Source organism: [Flexibacter] sp. ATCC 35208, from assembly GCF_001975825.1.
Classification (GTDB): Bacteria; Bacteroidota; Bacteroidia; order Chitinophagales; family Chitinophagaceae; genus Chitinophaga.
The window spans coordinates 1-18,183 of record NZ_MTKN01000094.1 but is presented as its reverse complement, the minus strand read 5'-3'; the positions used below and the strand labels follow the sequence as shown (position 1 = coordinate 18,183).

Annotated in this window: 13 protein-coding genes; 9 read left to right on the top strand and 4 right to left on the bottom strand. The window is 45.0% G+C overall.

The genetic code is table 11. The features are described from left to right. Positions 1 to 311: 311 nt before the first annotated feature. The 3 genes from BW716_RS32210 to BW716_RS32200 all read right to left on the bottom strand — a co-directional run bounded on the left by BW716_RS32210 (position 312) and on the right by BW716_RS32200 (position 6,174). Complete coding sequence (locus BW716_RS32210) at positions 312 to 1,541, bottom strand: IS110 family transposase (RefSeq protein ID WP_083730169.1); 1,230 nt, start codon at positions 1,539 to 1,541, stop codon at positions 312 to 314. 128 nt (positions 1,542 to 1,669) lie between these two features. Continuing rightward, positions 1,670 to 5,317: a BamA/TamA family outer membrane protein gene (locus tag BW716_RS32205; protein ID WP_083730168.1), complete on the bottom strand. Its 3,648-nt coding sequence runs from the start codon at positions 5,315 to 5,317 to the stop codon at positions 1,670 to 1,672. Positions 5,318 to 5,319: 2 nt separating this feature from the next. Then, positions 5,320 to 6,174: an SdiA-regulated domain-containing protein gene (locus BW716_RS32200; protein WP_083730167.1), complete on the bottom strand. Its 855-nt coding sequence runs from the start codon at positions 6,172 to 6,174 to the stop codon at positions 5,320 to 5,322. Positions 6,175 to 6,257: 83 nt separating this feature from the next. Between BW716_RS32200 and BW716_RS32195 the strand changes: the two genes are divergently transcribed. Genes BW716_RS32195 through BW716_RS32175 form a run of 5 tightly spaced genes read left to right on the top strand, consistent with a single transcriptional unit; the run spans position 6,258 to position 11,988 of the window. Beyond that, the gene (locus BW716_RS32195) at positions 6,258 to 7,508 is read left to right on the top strand and encodes a Pycsar system effector family protein (protein WP_083730166.1); all 1,251 of its coding nucleotides are present in this window, start codon (positions 6,258 to 6,260) and stop codon (positions 7,506 to 7,508) included. A 7-nt stretch (positions 7,509 to 7,515) separates the two neighbouring features. Next, on the top strand, positions 7,516 to 9,594 hold the full coding sequence (gene ppk1 / locus BW716_RS32190) for a polyphosphate kinase 1 (RefSeq protein WP_083730165.1): 2,079 nt from the start codon (positions 7,516 to 7,518) through the stop codon (positions 9,592 to 9,594). Further along, a complete protein-coding gene (locus tag BW716_RS32185; RefSeq protein ID WP_083730164.1) occupies positions 9,581 to 10,096 on the top strand; it encodes a thioredoxin family protein in 516 nt (171 codons plus the stop codon). Before ppk1 ends, BW716_RS32185 begins: the two co-directional genes overlap by 14 nt. Next, positions 10,093 to 10,566, top strand: coding sequence for a DUF4442 domain-containing protein (locus BW716_RS32180; protein ID WP_083730163.1), 474 nt, complete (start codon positions 10,093 to 10,095; stop codon positions 10,564 to 10,566). Before BW716_RS32185 ends, BW716_RS32180 begins: the two co-directional genes overlap by 4 nt. 15 nt (positions 10,567 to 10,581) lie before the next feature. Beyond that, the gene (locus BW716_RS32175; protein ID WP_083730162.1) at positions 10,582 to 11,988 is read left to right on the top strand and encodes an MBL fold metallo-hydrolase RNA specificity domain-containing protein; all 1,407 of its coding nucleotides are present in this window, start codon (positions 10,582 to 10,584) and stop codon (positions 11,986 to 11,988) included. A gap of 130 nt (positions 11,989 to 12,118) precedes the next feature. On the opposite strand, the gene BW716_RS32170 is transcribed toward BW716_RS32175, so the two are convergent. After that, positions 12,119 to 14,650 (bottom strand): M1 family metallopeptidase, encoded by a 2,532-nt coding sequence (locus BW716_RS32170; RefSeq protein ID WP_083730161.1) that lies wholly within the window; start codon positions 14,648 to 14,650, stop codon positions 12,119 to 12,121. Positions 14,651 to 14,818: 168 nt separating this feature from the next. On the opposite strand from BW716_RS32170, the gene BW716_RS38785 reads away from it, so the two are divergent. From BW716_RS38785 to BW716_RS37895, 4 genes are all read left to right on the top strand, one after another. Continuing rightward, the gene (locus BW716_RS38785) at positions 14,819 to 15,319 is read left to right on the top strand and encodes a biotin/lipoyl-containing protein (protein WP_083730160.1); all 501 of its coding nucleotides are present in this window, start codon (positions 14,819 to 14,821) and stop codon (positions 15,317 to 15,319) included. A gap of 65 nt (positions 15,320 to 15,384) precedes the next feature. Further along, on the top strand, positions 15,385 to 17,025 hold the full coding sequence (locus BW716_RS32160) for a DUF4476 domain-containing protein (RefSeq protein ID WP_143709157.1): 1,641 nt from the start codon (positions 15,385 to 15,387) through the stop codon (positions 17,023 to 17,025). Positions 17,026 to 17,110: 85 nt separating this feature from the next. Then, positions 17,111 to 17,863 (top strand): tRNA pseudouridine(38-40) synthase TruA, encoded by a 753-nt coding sequence (truA, locus tag BW716_RS32155; RefSeq protein ID WP_083730158.1) that lies wholly within the window; start codon positions 17,111 to 17,113, stop codon positions 17,861 to 17,863. Between the two features lie 34 nt (positions 17,864 to 17,897). Next, positions 17,898 to 18,183: hypothetical protein (locus BW716_RS37895; RefSeq protein WP_220388879.1), on the top strand; the 286-nt coding region annotated here is incomplete at its 3' end.

Sequence of the window (18,183 nt, the reverse complement as noted above, 5' to 3'; positions counted from 1 at the left end):
TGTTTTGAGTACTAAAAACTCACATGGTTTACCTATCGATAGTTTTATGATTATGACGGTTGGCAGCCTTATTTAAAGGTAACATCCCTTAGTAACTAATTTATTGATCCAAATGTACGTCCGACAGTCGGTTAAATAGCTTTTTTCTTTGAAAATAGTTCGTCCAGGCCATAATTTGATATGACTCTATAGGATTAAAATTTTCTTTTCGTGCTTATAGCAACAATCGTTTGTACTTAGAGTCTTAAATCAGTTTTTTCTACAGGCTGAAAAAGCACCAATAAAAGGTCGATTTTTGTAACTTAGTAATCTTATTGAGATGGGGGTAATGCCTCAAGCTCGCGCAGGCGTCTGAGATAATTATTTATCTGCGCCTGCTTTCTTTTTTTTAGCCACTCCTGATTATCAGGTTCCATATATGGCACTCTATTTTTGAGTATAAAATAAGCGGCAATTAGGATTTTGTGTGAAATTGCAATAAGTGCTCGTTTTTTGCCTCTTCGTATACTCAAAGTATAATATTTTCTTTTCAGATAAGTATCTTTCGTATGTGCTGCAGCCCATGCTGCTTCCACGAGTGCGGTTTTAAGGGATCTGTTGCCATGATTGATTCTTTCACTTTTCTTTTTTCCGGCACTTTCATTATTACCAGGACATAAACCACACCAACTAGCCAAATGATGCTGATTAGGGAACGCATGCATATCTGTACCTATTTCGGCTAAGATGGCGGTAGCTGTTTGTTTTTGTACTCCGGGAATAGTCTGAAGTAATTTTACTTCTTCCTCCCATTTTTTTAAGTACTGATCTATACGGTTATCCACCTGACCAAGTAGGTCATTTAGCTGTAAAATAACAGTTTTAGACAGGCTGAGCATAAAACGGTGATGCTCATTAAGATGGCCTTCTAATGCAAGAATAAGCTCTTGTTTTTTGATTTTGAGCCTGCCTTTTGCCAAATTGGCCAATATCATAGGATCCTGTTCTCCTTCAATAATGGCAGTGATCATTGACCAGCCACTTACACCGAATACATCACTGACTACAGTGCTCAATTTGATATTGGCTGTCTCTAAAATGTTCTGTAACCGGTTATATTCACTGGACCGCTGTCCTATTACTTTACGTTTGTATCGGTACAATTCCCGTAATTCGCGAGTGTATTGCGGTGGAATAAAACTTCCCTTTAGTAGCCCGCTTAGCAATAATTTTGCAATCCAGGCACTGTCATTGCGATCGGTCTTATGCCCCGGCACATATTTAATATGCCGGGCATTGACCAGAATAAGTTCAAAGTGAGGTTCCAGTATATTAAAAACAGGCTTCCAGTAAACCCCCGTGCTCTCCATTGCGACATGTGTAATGCCGGATTCTTCAAGCCAAGCTACCAGGTCCCTAAGTGAACTTGTGAAAGTGCTAAAAGTGCGGGTTTGTTCTTCCAACCCATTTCCTCTGATGGTGGCTACTACATTCTCCTGGTGAACATCGAGGCCACAGCCGCGACTCACAACCTGTTCAAAACTGATATGTGATTGTTCCATGGTAGTACTTTTGTCGAAGGTACCACCATTTTCATAGTCGTTTGTGAACCCGGTTCATGAGGGTTTTTTCTGAAAATGGTTTTCATTCCCCGTTGGTGAATTCCCTCTTTCATGAAGGTTTTTTATTATCAGAACCTGAATCCAAATGTGATATAAGGTAACACCTCCTCTTCAGATCTACCTACCGTCGCTGTGAGTATCAGCATATTCACCGGACTAAAATAGATACCTCCACCATACCCATCATGCCAGGCGGAAGATTTCTCCCCACTCTTCCATACCCTGCCCACATCATTGAAGGCTAATAAACCCACAGTAGCCGGGAACAGGTAAGAACGGAATTCAAACAGTTTCAATCGCAGCTCTGTATTATTGAATGCCATAGCATCGCCGGCAAAGCGGTAGTTACGATAACCGCGCAGGTTTTGTACACCACCTAAATACATGGCCTGGAAATATTCATAGTGGCCCCACAGCTTACCACCCCCAAACCTTGTGACCAGTACCAGGTTAGCCGGTGTGCTAAAGCTGGTATAGATACTCATGTCCGTAGACAGTTGCAGGTAATGGCGCTGTTGCTCATTCAAACCCTGGTTACCATGTAAGGTGGTATTCCAGTAGAAACCTCTGGTAGGTGCTATCGTATTATTACGGGTATCGATCTGGTAACCCAGTTTCAAGCCTGCGTAATACTTGCCTTGATATACAGACAGAGAGTCTAGTCCATTTTTATCAAAGTCCTCAATGATCCTGCCTTTAGTCGCATCCTTATCCAATGTATAATAAGTAAAGGTAGGTCCGTAGATCAGCTGGAACTTGTTGGACAGGTTCGTTTTGAAGAGTGGCTCTACATTGTACAGACTGAAACGGGTACGGTAATATTTAATCTTCAGGTCTTTCTCAAATACGGTTTCATTACCATAGCCAAAGAAGTTGATGGTATTGTTAGGAGCCTTTGCAGTGGCTGTCAATGCCAGATCAGTATTCCCGATTACATCCGTGAATTCACCCATGTAGCGGAACTGCCAGGCATTTGTACCCAGGCTATGACCTGCCATCCCCGTTTGCCTGGAAGCAAATGGTCGCTTGCGGAAACCTTGTTTGGTGTACTGGAAACCTACACCCAGTGACAATCCATCATCGCTGTTGAAACCAGCAGTTGCCAGTGGCATCAGTTTATCATAGGTATATAGCAGTGGTGTACGTTCATATTTGATATTGTCCGGGTTGTAAGAAAGGACCTTACGTTCATTACCTGCCAGCGCAAAAGTATCGGCACCACCGCGTTTCTCATAGATGCGGATATGATTGCCTGCATGCTGAGTGGTAATGTCTCTGTAAGTATCATTGTCTTTACCACCGATAATGCGGATGTGAATAGGCGTATAATAATCACCTTTGATGTCGAACTTATCTTCACCACCCAGACCAAAGATCCTTATTTCCCTCGTTACCTTCGGATCAAAGGTGCGGGAGTAGATGTTTTGTTGTACCTCACCTTTCTTGCTGATCTTATTCACATTCAGGGATACTGATCCATCTTGTTGTCTTTCGATGGTAAACCGTTCATCTTTCTTTGTACCTGTTACATCTACATCCTTTGACAGAAAGCGGTAAAGGTCAAGGGAAGCCGTTTCCAGTTTATCACGACGGGCAATGAGTGTACGATACGTAAAGTCACCTACCTTCTTCTGCACAGTGTCCGGGAAACGGGCCACAGCAGCAGCGATCACAGAATCAGGCAGACTCAGTACCAGCTCGTGACTGATATCTTTCCATTTCTTTTCATCGATCTCATTCATGAAAGACCGATCAAACGGCTGTGCAGATGGGTTCTGATATTCGATGTTCGGGAAGTAAGGTTTGAACCCCTGGAACTTCGGCATCACCCATTTTCTGGCAGCGATGGCGGTGATCACACCCTGGTTTACAAAGAAGGCCTGGTCACGATCGCGAGGCACAGGATAGTATTCTTTGGTATCCCGTTTCTTGTGTTTCTTCACCCCCCATCTCCACTGGTCATCATGACGATCCCAGTCAGCCATTAGCAGATCCAGCATACGGGCGCGGGCTACAGCTTCCTGGTCGATGGTGTTATCATTGTCACCATGTATTTGTTCCAATACCTTGACAGTATTGTATGTTTTGCCTTTTACAACAGGTTCTCTTTCTTCAAAGAGATACACATCATCACCATGGGTGCTGGCATAGATGCCGAGGGAAGTATCTTTCGGTAAGTATACAAATGTCGGGTTGGTATGCGGAACGCCTGCGGCCTCTGCCAGGCTGGCCACAGCCATGGTAGCATATGGATTGGAGGCAGAGATCTGGTCCTGCACTACATCTTTTGCAATGGTGTTTTTCAGTTCAGCTGGAATCGCTTTTTCGGGGTATTTCTTTACAGAGCGTAAAACCCATTCTGTACCTGATTTATCTTCCAGGCGGAGAGAGAGGGTTTGCATACCACCACCTCTCTGCAATATTTTCAGACCGCCTTTTTCTTTGTTGATATCGAGTACGGGGAAGTTAACAGGGGCCGCCCATACATCGCGATAGTTCTTACCCAGTAACCAATAGTGAATACCAGTTTTGTGGATATACTGTGTATCCGCAGGCAAGGTCACGAATGGGGGTAATTCTTTTGCAGTATGACTTGCATTGGCCAGTTGTTCAGAACGAATATCCTGTACGTTGAAAAGGTTGCTGGCAAATGAAGGACCATCGCTTTTATCTACAGTATAATATTGCACGGTGATATTCCCGTTCTTTGAAATCTCCAGTGCAGCATAGCCATTCTCGTTACTGGCATAGAGAGACTTCGCACCTTTCTTCACCCGGGTTTCTTTTGCTCCACTACCACTGCCGATATAGTAATTCTCTTTGTCTTTGATGAACTGTAAAGCATGATCATGACCTGCTACGAAGATGGTCGGACCATGTGATTTGAAGGCTGCTTCCACACCATTGACCAGTTCCTGGTAGTCAGGATTTGGCAGATCTTCAGGCGTGCCAAATACCCCACGGGTCAGGGGATAGATAGAACCTATCACCGGCAGCGGAATATACAATCCCTTGTTCAGATCAGTGAGTGGGAAGATGTGTTGCTTCAGGGTATAATAACCACCGTGAATACCATAACTACGGAAAGGGTGGTGGCTTGCAAAGATGACCAGCTTGTTCCGGTTACGGATTACGATATCACTCAATTCAGTCAGTACATCCTGTTTTGTTTTGAAATCGCAGGAAGACTCAGGTCCCGGTTTTGCGTAAGGAAACAACCACCATTCGGTATCCATGATCACGAGGGTGATGTTCTTATCCAGGGTCATTTCTATAGGACCTGGGCAACCGTCTTTGGGCAGGAAGTTTACATTCGGCAGGTTCAATGAATCGACATATAGTTGTTCATTGATGATGGTCTGCCAGCCGTTTGGTTTTGACTTTTCCCAGTCATGATTACCGGGAATGAAGATAGCCTGCGTATTGGTATTGCGTACCAGGTTCACTTGGTAATCAAGTATCTCTTTGGAAAGTGGGTACCGGCTGCTGGTAGGGTCCGGCATCCCATAGGGGTATACGTTATCTCCCAGGTAGAGAACAGTATTTCTTGCATCCTGTAAGTCAAAGCGGCTCTTTACAGCATCAATAACAGGGTTGTGTCCATCCTGATGCAGTTCGCCGGCATCTCCTATCAGGATGATCCTCCTGGCCAGTGTATCCTGTGCCTGTGCTACGAAGGGTAGGAAAAGTATGGAGAGATATAAAAGGTACTTCATCGTTACTGAGGTCTTTGGTTATATTTAAACTTGAAGATATTGGCCGACGATTCATCAGCTGATTCATTCGAAATATACATATCGCCATTCGGGGCAAAAGAAATGCCTTCCGGTTGTCGGAATACTGTATGTTTCAGATTATAGGCTTCCTGTACTTTTCCATCCAGGTCAGTGATCACTAACAGTCTATTTACAGCAGACAGTATGTACAGCCGCTTTTCAATAGGGTGAATGGCAGCTGCTGATGGCTTGAACAGGGTCATTTTTTCGCCGCTAAGACGTTCAATATCTGCGATATTGATACGGTAGAATGGATTATCATCAAATGTCCATGTCTTCATATCAAAGCGGTAGGCGGTATTATAACCCTTGTCCTTATCATCAGCGCAGGCTTTGCAAACCATGATCATCCCATCATTGCGGGGATCATAGTAGAGGGTTTCAAACTCGTTTTTGCCATCTATTGGTAGTTTATAATTGATGGCATCAGTAGAGTCAGAAAAAAGACCTGTCACCTGATAGAGGTGCCCCTTGCTTTTCAGTACCAGCCAATTTTTGCCATCGGTAGCGAGGTCTTCATAATCCCCGCTCTTGTCGAATTTCCAGTTGGGGTAAGGCGTATTGCCTGTTACATCGATAGAAAATACACGGCCCTGTTCATCGTTGATAGCCAGAATATGGTGTTCATCCGGCGCCAGTACAATGCCTGAAATCTCTTGCATGGACTGTCTTACATGAAACCGGGTGGGTTCCTCAAGTTTATATCCTTTCGGAGATTCGTATTTTTTATCCCTGTTGTTGTAATAATTACATGAAGTAAACAACAGGCAAACTATTAATAAATGTCGTAGAGTCATAAGATGAGCAGTATGGTGGAATAAAATTAACTCAAAAATGCAGTAACTTGCTGATCTCAGTTTTGCTTTTTTAACTAAGCCTTATGCAGACAAGTGTAATCATCGACGCCGCACAACAATATGTGACAACACAGTACCAGGATCATCCCCACCCCAATCTGGTGTACCATAACCTGGAACATACCAGACAGGTTGTTGCAGCAGCAGCGCAGATTTCAGCGCATTACCGGTTACAGGATACCGACCTTTTAGTCGTGTATATAGCAGCCTGGTTTCATGACCTGGGCTACCTGCTGGGGGAGTCTAAAACACATGAACAGACAGGTGCTTCACTGGCCCGTAATTTTCTAAATGAACAAATGGTACCGTTAAATATACAAGAGCAGGTAACTGGTTGTATTATGGCTACCAAAATGCCACAGGAACCACACAACCTGCTGGAAGAGATTGTTTGCGATGCAGACCTCTTCAACTTTGGTACGAAGGAGTTCAGGAAGCGGACCAAGGTATTGCACCAGGAAATAGAGCTTACACATAAGAAGGAGATTACTGGTGCTGATTGGACAGCTGGTACATTGAAACTGCTGCAAGCGCATCATTATCATACCGCTTACTGTCAGGCACTCTTACAGGAGCAGAAAGAGGAGAACGTTGCGTGGTTGAAAAAACGCCTGGAGAAACAGGAGGATAAGGCAGAGAAGAAGGGAGGGAAAAAGGAAGAGAAATTAGAAGAAGCTGTTGCTAAAGAAAGTAAAAAGCTGAAAATCGATAAGCCGGAAAAGCAAAACAAAGAACCGAAAGCCGGCAGAGGGGTGGAGACCATGTTCCGTACCACTTCCTCCAATCATATCCGCCTGAGTGCCATGGCCGACAGCAAGGCGCACATCATGATTTCAGTGAATTCTATCATAGTATCTGTGATACTCGGTGTACTTTTCCGCAAGCTGGAAGACTATCCTAACCTGATCATCCCTTCAGTATTATTCCTCACCACAGGAGTGATCACCATTATCTTCTCAGTACTGGCTACCCGTCCAAATGTGAATAAAGGTAAGTTTATCAGGGAAGACATCGTCAATAAAAAGACAAATCTCCTCTTCTTTGGTAACTTCCATGAAATGGAGCTGGAGCAGTATAAATGGGGTATGACAGAGATGATGAAAGATAGCGATTACCTCTATGGTAGCATGATCCAGGATATCTACCATCTTGGGGTAGTACTGGGTAAAAAGTATAAACAACTACGCATCGCGTACAACATATTTATGTTTGGTCTGATCATTTCAGTGTTGGCATTTGTGATAGCCGTGCTGTTCTTCCCTGTGCATAACTAAGTGATATATGAATACTCCACTGTATGACCGTGATCTGAGCTGGTTATCATTTAACTACAGGGTGCTGAGCATGGCCAGAGATCCTGCGGTGCCGCTGTATGAGCGCATTCGCTTCTTGTCCATCTTCTCCTCGAACTTAGATGAGTTCTTCCGTGTACGTATGCCCGCTGTCATGGCAGTGAATAAACTGGTGCGCGACAATCCTGAAGTAGCAGGGGAAGAAACGCTTTCTACCGATACGCTTCCCATTATTCAGCAGGAGATCAACAGACAGTTGGGCGAATTTGGGCATACCCTTACCCAGCAGCTCCTGCCGGCATTAAGAGATAACAGGGTTGATCTTTACTATAACCAGGAGATCCTGTCTTCGCACCTGGCTCCTATGCGGGAGTACTTCCAGACAAAGATCCAGGGCTTTCTGCAACCCTTTTGGCTGGACAAGAAAAAGCCCAAAGATGCATTCCTGGAGAATAACCAGCTTTATCTGGTAGTATCCGTTTCTCCTGAAAATGAACCTGATCGCCTGCAATATGCAGTGGTCAATATTCCCAGCAGTGAACTGCCCCGTTTCTTTGAACTCCCACAAGTTCAGGATGTCAGCTACATCGTGATGCTGGACGACATCATCCGGGAAAATGTAGGCTGGCTGTTTCCGGGATATACCGTCAATGGTTGCTATAGTATCAAGATCACCCGTGATGCAGAAACTGATATGAACGAACTGGCCAGTGATATACTGGACCAGGTAGAAACCATGATTGCCAAAAGAGAACTGGGTATCCCTACCCGTTTTCTCTATGACAGCAGCATGCCATTGGCCTTGAAACAATTACTGGGTAATTACTTCAGTATCCTGCCACAGGAAATGGTGCCGGGAGGCCGTTACCACAACCTGAAGGATTTAGCAGACCTGCCCATGCCGGTAAAGTCTCCGCTGTTCACCTATCCTAAGCAGCCTTCGGCTCATCTGCCACAACTGGATAAGGTACCGCATCTGCTGGAAGAGGTATTACAAAGGGATATCATTCTCCATCCCCCTTACCAACGATATGATTACATTCTCCGTTTCTTCAACGAAGCGGCGACTGATCCCACTGTCAAAGAAATTTACATCACACTATATCGCATTGCAGCCAGTTCACAGATTGCCAATGCCCTTATCAGCGCTGCCCGCAACGGTAAACAGGTAACGGTATTCGTAGAGCTGAAAGCCCGTTTTGATGAAGCCAACAATATCCGTTGGGCCAAGAAAATGAAGGCAGCTGGTGTGAAGATCATCTATAGCATTCCGGGGTTGAAGGTACATGCCAAGATAGCCCTGGTAAAACGTAAACGTGGTTACCAATGGGATTATGCAGGGCTGATGGCCACGGGAAATTTCAATGAAAGCACCGCCCGTTTTTATACAGATCATGTATTGCTCACAGCACATCCGGGTATTACCCAGGAACTGGAACTGTTGTTCTTATATCTACAGGCCCGCCAGCAACCGGATAAGTATAATTACCTGAAATTCAATCACCTGCTGGTGGCGCAGTTTAACCTGAAGACCCGGTTCTCCGAACTGATAGACAGGGAGATTGCCAATGTAAAAGCTGGTAAACCGGCGCATATCATTATCAAGCTGAATAATCTGCAGGAAAAGGATATGATTGCCAAACTGTACGAAGCCAGCGAAGCAGGAGTAAAGGTAGACTTGATTGCACGTAGTATCTGTTGTCTGCAACCCGACCAGCCGGAAAGCAGCAATATCAAAGTAAGAAGAATTGTAGACCGCTACCTGGAACATGCGCGGGTATTCATCTTCCATAACAATGGGAAAGAAGAAGTGTATATGGGTTCTGCAGACTGGATGAACCGCAATATCCACAGGCGTATAGAAGTCTGTTTCCCGGTATATGCAAAGGAACTGGCTGCCCAGTTGAAAGAGATTATCAATCTTCAATTGGCAGACAATACCAATGCAGTGATGCTGGATGCGCAGTTGCACAATATATCTTTGACTCCTGAAAAGGGTACACCTGCTGTCAATGCCCAATTGGGAATCTATCAATATATTCAATCACTGGAAAATGACCATCATTAGTCGCTTATTCATCGCCTTACTGTGTCTTTGTGCCACTACTACTTTATCTGCACAGGAAAAGCATTCCCTGGACCTGGAGCATATTTATAACCCGGGTGCCGATGCTGCGGCAGACCTGGCAGCTATTCAACAGCAGGCGGCGGCTGCCAAAAAACACATATTGGTACAGGTAGGCGGCAACTGGTGCATATGGTGTAAGCGATTTTATAAATTCACAGAAGAGGATAGCACGTTGAAAAGCCTGCTGAACAATAACTTTATTGTATACCATCTGAATTATAGCAAGGAGAATAAGAACCTGCCTATATTGCAAAAGCTGGGTTATCCACAGCGTTTCGGTTTCCCGGTGATCGTGATCCTGGATGCAAAGGGCAACAGACTACATACACAGGATACCGGTTTACTGGAATCCGCAGATTCATATGATCAGAAGAAGATAGCGATGTTATTGAAGCAATGGGGTCCGGATGCGCTCAACCCTGCTTATTACACTAATCAATGATAAAATTCCAACGTTTAGTAACACAACCCTGGAAGTTTTCCCTGTTTTTGTTGTATAAATTACCGGCAGCATGGCTGGCAGGGGTAAGGGTACAACAATTGACCCCTGCTGTTTGTATCACTTCCGTACCTTTCAGGTGGTTGTCACAGAATCCTTTTAAGTCTACCTATTTTGCCTGTCTGGCTATGGCGGCAGAAATGAGCACGGGATTACCGGCTATGTGGTTTACAGCCGATGCGGCACCTGCCCGGGTATCCATGTTAGTAACGGGTATGCAGGCCAGTTTTCTGAAGAAAGCCACTGGGAAGACTTATTTTACATGTGAAGAACTGGACGGGATGCAGGTAGCTATACAGCATGCAGTAGCTTCGGGGGAGCCTGTCGCCATCACCGTCAACACTACTGGCAGAAGCCACGATGGCACAGTAATTGCCACGTTCGCGATCACCTGGTCGTTTAAGAAACGCTGATAAAAATCAATCATTATGAAGATAGCCTTTCATGGGGCGGCACGAACTGTTACCGGTTCGAAACACCTGATTACATTAAAGAATGGGAAAAAGATCTTATTAGATTGCGGCATGTTCCAGGGTATGGGAAAGGACACAGATGCCATGAACTTTGACCTGGGTTTTGACCCATCTACTGTTACCATGATGGTATTATCCCATGCACATATTGACCACACAGGCCTGATTCCCCTGTTGGTAAAAAGGGGTTTTAAAGGCCATATCTTTTGTACCCCCGCTACATTTGACCTCGCCCAGATCCTTTTGATGGACTCCGCCAGGATACAGGAAGAGGATATAAAGTTTACCAATAAAAAGCGCCGGAAAGTAGGATTGCCGCAGGAAGAGCCGCTGTATACAGTGGATGATGCTAAAAAGAGCATATCTGCTTTCAAAAAGGTAAAGAGCTATAAAGAATGGCACAGAATAGATGACGAGGTGGAAGTGATGTTTACAGATGCGGGGCATATCATAGGTAGTGCGGCAGTGACTCTTCGCATAACAGAAGGGGGCAAACCAACGATCATTACTTTCAGTGGGGATATTGGCAGGTACAATGATGCGATCCTGAAATCGCCGGATACTTTTCCACAGGCAGATTACATCCTCATGGAATCTACCTATGGCAGTACCCTGCATGCGGAAGCGGCACCAGCTACCGATGTATTGCTGAGGTATATACATGATACCTGTAAGGTAAAGAAAGGAAAGCTGATCATCCCGGCATTCAGCGTAGGTCGTACACAGGAATTGCTGTATGCCCTGAATAAGGCGCAGCTGGATGGTAAGTTGCCAAAGGTGGATATCTTTGTGGATAGCCCGCTATCCACGGAAGCGACAGAGGTGGTGACAGCCCATCCGGAGTTGTTCAATAAGTCCGTGGCGAAGCTGTTGCAGATTGATGACGATGTATTTGATTTTCCGGGGTTGCATTTTATAGAATCCGTGGATGAGTCAAAGAACCTCAATTTCCGTCAGGAACCTTGCGTGATTATTTCAGCTTCAGGTATGGCGGAAGCAGGTAGGGTAAAGCATCATATTGCTAATAATATTAGTGATACTAAAAATACCATACTGATGGTGGGTTATTGTGAACCGCAATCATTGGGTGGCCGGTTAATGAGAGGAGCGAAGGAAGTATCAATTTATGGTAACCGTTATGAGGTGAGGGCAGAAGTGGGAAGTATCCGGTCAATGAGTGCCCATGGCGATTATGAAGATTTAAGCCAGTGGTTGTCTTGTCAAAACCCGAAAGAAGTGAAGAAGTTGTTTTTGGTGCACGGTGAGTATGAGGTGCAGCAGATATTCAGGAATTGGTTGTTGAAAAAGGGATTTGGGGATATAGAGGTGCCGGAAAGGCATTCTGAGGTTGGATTGGGATAAGGTTTCTGCGAGTGTTCTTCGACGCTTCTTCGAGTGTTGTTCGAATGGTGTTCGAATGGTGTTCGATGCTTCTTCGATGCTTGTATATCTAAAACCCGGTTTTGCTGTAAGGCAAAACCGGGTTTTTCTTTTAGTCCTTTAACTCACTGATCACTTTCTTAATATAATCATACTGCTTCATCAGGTCTGCTTTTTTATCAGCAGGTGCGATGGTCGCCTTGTCCAGTTTTCTCTTGGCCACTGGCTGCAGCATATTGACCATATAATTAGTCACCATCTTGTTATTGAAGGTTTTCACCATATCCCTGATCTGGCCTACGCCTTTGATCACGATATCAGCGTTATCCACATTTGCCAGGATGGTGATATACTGAATAGCATCTTCCACCTTTTCCTGACCACTTGCTTCGTCAAAGGTTTTGGAAAAGAACGCGATGTCATCTTCATTCCCCTTTTTTGCATACACATTTGCAATCGCATTGCGCAGTGCACCTTTAGCGGTAGCTTCCATTTGCTTCGCTAAAGTATAAGCTTTATCAGCATCAATAGAAGAGAGGCTTGTCAGCGCCGCACCTGCAGCGGCATAAGACTTGTCTTTGGTCGCTGCTTCGAACAGGGAGGTGAACTGTCCATCTTTCAGAGAGCCCAGTTGTCTCAGGGCAGCTGCACGAACAGTCGCATTGTCATCGTTCTTGGCCAGTTGCTGTAGAACTGGCAGGGCGGCAGATTTTACTGCATCGTCGCTCAAATTCAGTCCTTTGATAGCCAGGGAGCGAATACCATAGAATTTATCTTTCAGGGCAGCAATTACCACCTTGCGGGCACCGGTATTAGACTGATCTTTCAGGCAAGCTTCCAGTGCTTCCCTGCGATCCAGGTAGTTAGGTGCATTGTTGAACTGGAAGATGTAGGTGTTCAGGTCTCTGTGATCAGCGATATCAGCCAGCAGCACTTTGTCCGCATCTACATTTACCAGGTCTGGTTTCGTTGTATAAGGGAAGGTGAAGGAAGCCGTTTTATCGGTCACATTCACCAGGTGACGTTCTTTTTTACCACCTGCATAGATATCAATCGCCATTGGCAACTGGAAGATCTTGCCTGATTCCTGGGTTTGGGCGATATTGACAGTCACCGTTTTAGCACCGTCATTGTATTGGTAGCTTACATCCAGTTTAGGGAAGCCGTCGCCAAAATACCATTGGTTAAAGAACCAGTTCAGGTCTTCGCCGGTTACTTCTTCAAAGGCCAGGCGCAGCTGATGAGCTTCGGCAGGTTTGAAGGCATTGGTCTTCAGGTAGAGGTTCAGGGATTTGAAGAAGGCGCTATCACCTACAACATTGCGGAGCATATGCAGGATACGGCCACCTTTCTGGTAGCTTACAGCGTCGAACATATCTTCCTTGTCATGGTAGTGAAAACGCACCAGGTCACGGTCGCCGGCATATTCGGCGAACTGTTTGTAGCTTTCCATGGCTTCCAGCGCATGTGCATCTGCATCGTCTTTACCATATTTATGTTCCAGCCACAGGTATTCACTATAGTCGGCAAAAGACTCATTCAGGGTCAGGTTGCTCCATGACTCAGCCGTTACCAGGTCACCAAACCAGTGATGGAAGAGTTCGTGGGCGATAACAGATTCATTGTAGTTGTTATTATCCAGCAGTTCTCTGTCAGTTTTCTGTACGAAATCGCCGTGCAGGGTAGCAGTGGTATTTTCCATAGCACCGGATACATAGTCTCTTACTACGATCTGGGCGTACTTAGGCCATGCATACTCATAACCGAGGATGTTGGAGTAGAAGGTAAGCATTTCAGGGGTGTTCCCGAAAATGGCTTTTGCGTATGGTTCGTACGCTTTTTCCACATAGTAGCTTACTTCTTTGCCACGCCATTGTTCCTTTACGATAGCGAATTCACCTACTGCCATCATGAACAGGTAAGGGGAGTGGGGGAGGTCCATCTTCCAGGTATCGGTACGGGTACCATCGGGGTTATTCTTTTGGCTTACCAGTTTACCGTTGGAGAGGGTCACGTATTTCTTTTCGACAGTCATACTGATCTCTTCGGTACATTTCTGGGCGGTCTTATCAATAGTAGGGAACCATACAGAGTTGGATTCGGTTTCACCCTGTGTCCAGATCTGGATCGGTTTATTTTTGTCCGTGCCATCCGGGTTGATAAAATACAGGCCTTTGGCGTCAGTGATAGCTGCGCTGCCGGAAGCACTGATTTCTTCTGGTCTGGCCACGTAATCTATATACACAGTATACGATTCGGAGCGGTCATATATTTTATCTAGTTGTATATGCAGCTGGGTGCTATCGTAAGTATACTTCAAAGGGGTGTTTTTACCACCTTTTACAAGTGCAACGGTTTTGACATCCATGCCTTTGGCATCCAGGGTCAGGGAATCGGTTGCGTAGAAGTGAGGCTTGAGGGTCAGCCATGCTTTACCGTACAGATATCTTTTGGCGTAATCAAAGCGGACATCCAGTTTGGTATGGGAGAGGTCGTTCACTCTTGTTGCAGTGGCTCTGTAGATCTTCAGGAGAGGATCATTGGCATTGTCTGGTTGCTGTGCATAAGCGGGGGAATAACACATGCTTCCAGTCAGACATACTACCAGCAGGCCTTTTAATGCTTGCTTGAAAGATTTTGACATTGTAAGAAATTGATTTTTGCAACGAATTAACGAGTATTCTTAGAAATAAATGGGATTTGGGTTGTTAAAAACCTCTTCCTTTCTGAAAAATATTTAAAAGGCCCCTTCCTTGCTGCCGCAAGGCTCCCAAAAAAAGCTATTTTTGTCTCAGTTCAGATAAAACAACTTATGATCAAAGCAATCGTAAATGGCACCACGCCATTTGCAATCAATACGGCACCTGAAGGGCTCTCCTGCAATGGGCAGGCCGTACAATGGTCTGGGCTGGAATTGCCTACCGGCAATTATAGTGTAATATTGGATGGGCGGAGTTATACAGCTCAGGTCATCAACATAGACAAAGACGCAAAAAAGGTAAAAGTCCTGATTGAGCAACAGGCATACGAGGTCGCTATCGAAGAGCCGATAGACCAGCTGCTGGCAGCCATGGGTATCAACCACGGCGCCACCCGCAAGGTAAACGATATCAAGGCGCCAATGCCCGGACTGGTACTGAAAGTATTGGTTTCGCCAGGCCAGGCAATTAAGAAAGGCGATCCGGTACTTATTCTGGAAGCCATGAAAATGGAGAATGTATTTAAGGCAACCGCAGATGCAATCGTTAAGGAAATCAAGGTTTCTGAACGAACTGCTGTTGAAAAAGGGGAGGTCCTCGTTATATTGGAATAGTATTTGTTTTCTAAGCAGCCGCGTGGGTTTTGATGAACACCTTTCCGGGGTTATATTATATTTCTATGATTAAGTATTTGAAAAAATCTTTATTGATACCGTGCTTTCTCCTGATGACATTGCAGATGACAGCTCAGGATAAGCAGTACTATATTTATATACAAAGCGAAAGGTCTCAGCCTTTCTATGTACGCTTTGATGGAAAATTACTCAGCTCTTCCGATAAAGGCTATCTCATTATTTCCAAACTGCCTGCTGGTACAGCCAATATGCGTATTGGATTTGCAAAAAGTGAAGTACCTGAACAGCAGTACCTGGTAAAAGTTGGCGGTTCCAATGACCAGGGGTACCTGTTGAAACAGGATGGCTTATATAATATCGTGACTTTTGCAGCCACCAGGCCTGTGAAGAAGAGTGAAGAAGCGACAGTAGCAGCAGCGCCTGCACCTGTAGTGGAAACACCGGCGCCGGCTCCGGTTACAGAACCACCTGCATCGACACCAGCTCCTGTTGAGACAGCAGCAGCACCTGCTCCTCCTGTTCCGGAGCCACAAAAGGCCATGATGGATTCTATGCAAAAGGATCTGGCAGCAGCTTTCCCAAATAAAGATGCAGGGGTGACAGTAGGTCCTGGAACCCGTCCGGTAAAACCAACCAGTAAGTTTTCAGAATCCCTTGATAGGGTCGTAAAAGATGACAGACCAGAGGAACCTCTGGTAGATCCGAATGCCGGAACAGGGATGATCCTGGCACCTGCAAAGGATACCACAGTGGCTGTTCAGCAACCTGAAGAAAAGAAAGGACGTAAGAAACGCAGGGATAGAGAACCACTTACAGATGAAGAACAACAGATTCTTGCTGACGTAATGGCGGAAGAACATAAGGCAGCAGCAACACCAGCACCTGTACCCGCAACTGATCTGGCTGTTACTACTGATACGGCGGTAACAGTTATGACAGAACCGGCATCAGCTCCTGCTCCTGTTGTAACAGAAGATGCACCTGTACCTGATAAAAAAGCTAAGAAAGCAAAGAAGAAAAAATCAGAAGACCCTGCATTTATCGATTTTCAGGATGGTAGCAATGCACAGGCAACACCTTCAGCCGCTGTAGATGTTGCTACTGTATCAGTTGCTCCTGCCATTGAAGAACCAGCACCTGCTCCTGTTTCTAAGAAGAAAAAGCGTAAAACAGATACAGAAGAGCGTCCTAATAATGTATTAACAGACGATTCTTCCGGTTATGCTGTATCTGATCTGAATATTGATCATACCAGCAAAAAAGACCGTAAAAAGAAAAAGCAGGATGTTGAGGAAGGAGCAGCAGCTCCTGTAACCGCTGCTGCTGAAGTGCCTGCAGTAGCTACAGAAGACACAAAGAAGTCTTCTTCATCTGTGAAAATGATCAATTCTGATTGTGGGAAGGTAATGGATGATGATACGTTCCGTAAGCTGCTCCGCAAGTTTGTAGGAGGAAAGGACGATGATGGAATGATCGATGCGTTTAAGAAACAGGCGAAAGGTTATTGTCTGGAGACCTCTCAGGTAAAGACGTTGGTACAGCTATTGGGTACAGATGATAGCCGATACCGTTTACTGGATCAGGCATATCCCAAGGTCTATGATTCTGAGCATTTCGCAGCTTTGGAAAGTGTACTCTCCGACAATTATTACAAAGGTCGCTTCAAGGCAATGGTCCACAGATAAGCACCTCATCATAGAAAGGCAGAAGGCCACAGGTTGAATTTCAACTTGTGGCCTTCTGCTTTTTGCGTCTTACCTTCGCGGCATTATGAGATATTTTATAGAAGTAGCGTATAAAGGAACCCAGTTCGGTGGCTTTCAGATCCAGGACACAGCACATACGGTGCAGGCTGAAATAGACCGGGCTATTAGTTTGCTCATGCGGGAGAAAGTGGAGACAACGGGCTCCAGCCGTACAGATGCAGGGGTACATGCGTTGCAGAACTTCCTTCACTTTGATATCGCGCAACCTTTACATCCGCAATTCATCTATAAGGTAAATGCGATCCTGTCACGCGATATCGTATTAAAGCAGGTCTATGCGGTAAGCGATGAAGCGCATTCCCGCTTCGATGCCCTGAATCGTGCCTATAAATATACCTTATACACACAGAAGGATCCTTTTATGCAGGATAGGGGATACTTCTATCCCTATAGTCTGGACTTTGACCTGTTGCAGGAAGCAGCGGGTATATTAAAGACCTATGAGAACTTCATGACTTTTAGTAAGCGGAACACGCAGGTGAGAACTTATAACTGTAATATAATGGAATCAGCGTGGACGATAGAGGATGGGCATATAGTATATCGTGTACGGGCGAATCGGTTTTTGAGAGGAATGGTGCGGGGGATGGTAGGTACGATGCTGAGAGTAGGGCGTGGAAAGCTGACGATAGAGGGGTTCAGGAAAGCGATAGAGATGAGGGATTGTACGTATGCTGACTTCGCAGTACCGCCTCAGGGATTGTTTTTAATGCAGGTAGTATATCCATCCGGGTTACTTGATAAAGCGATTTTCTAAAAATATAATGTTGATTTTCATTCATTTATAATCATTGTGCCGTCTATCTTTCAAAAAAGATTTTGCAGTAAAGAAAAAAGTCCTACTTTTGCATCCCGCTTTGATAGAAAGCACGACACGAAAAGCTCTTTATTTATCCGTTTTGCAACAAGCCACAACTCTCACCAGGCAAGCATTTGAGCTGATTATCGAAAGATATAAAAAACTTAAAAAAAGATTTGGTAGAAATGAAAAAATGGCTACCTTTGCAACCCCAACGCAAACGATGCGAAACGGAAATAAGCTAAGATGTAGGAGCCACAAGGGTTCACACGGATCGG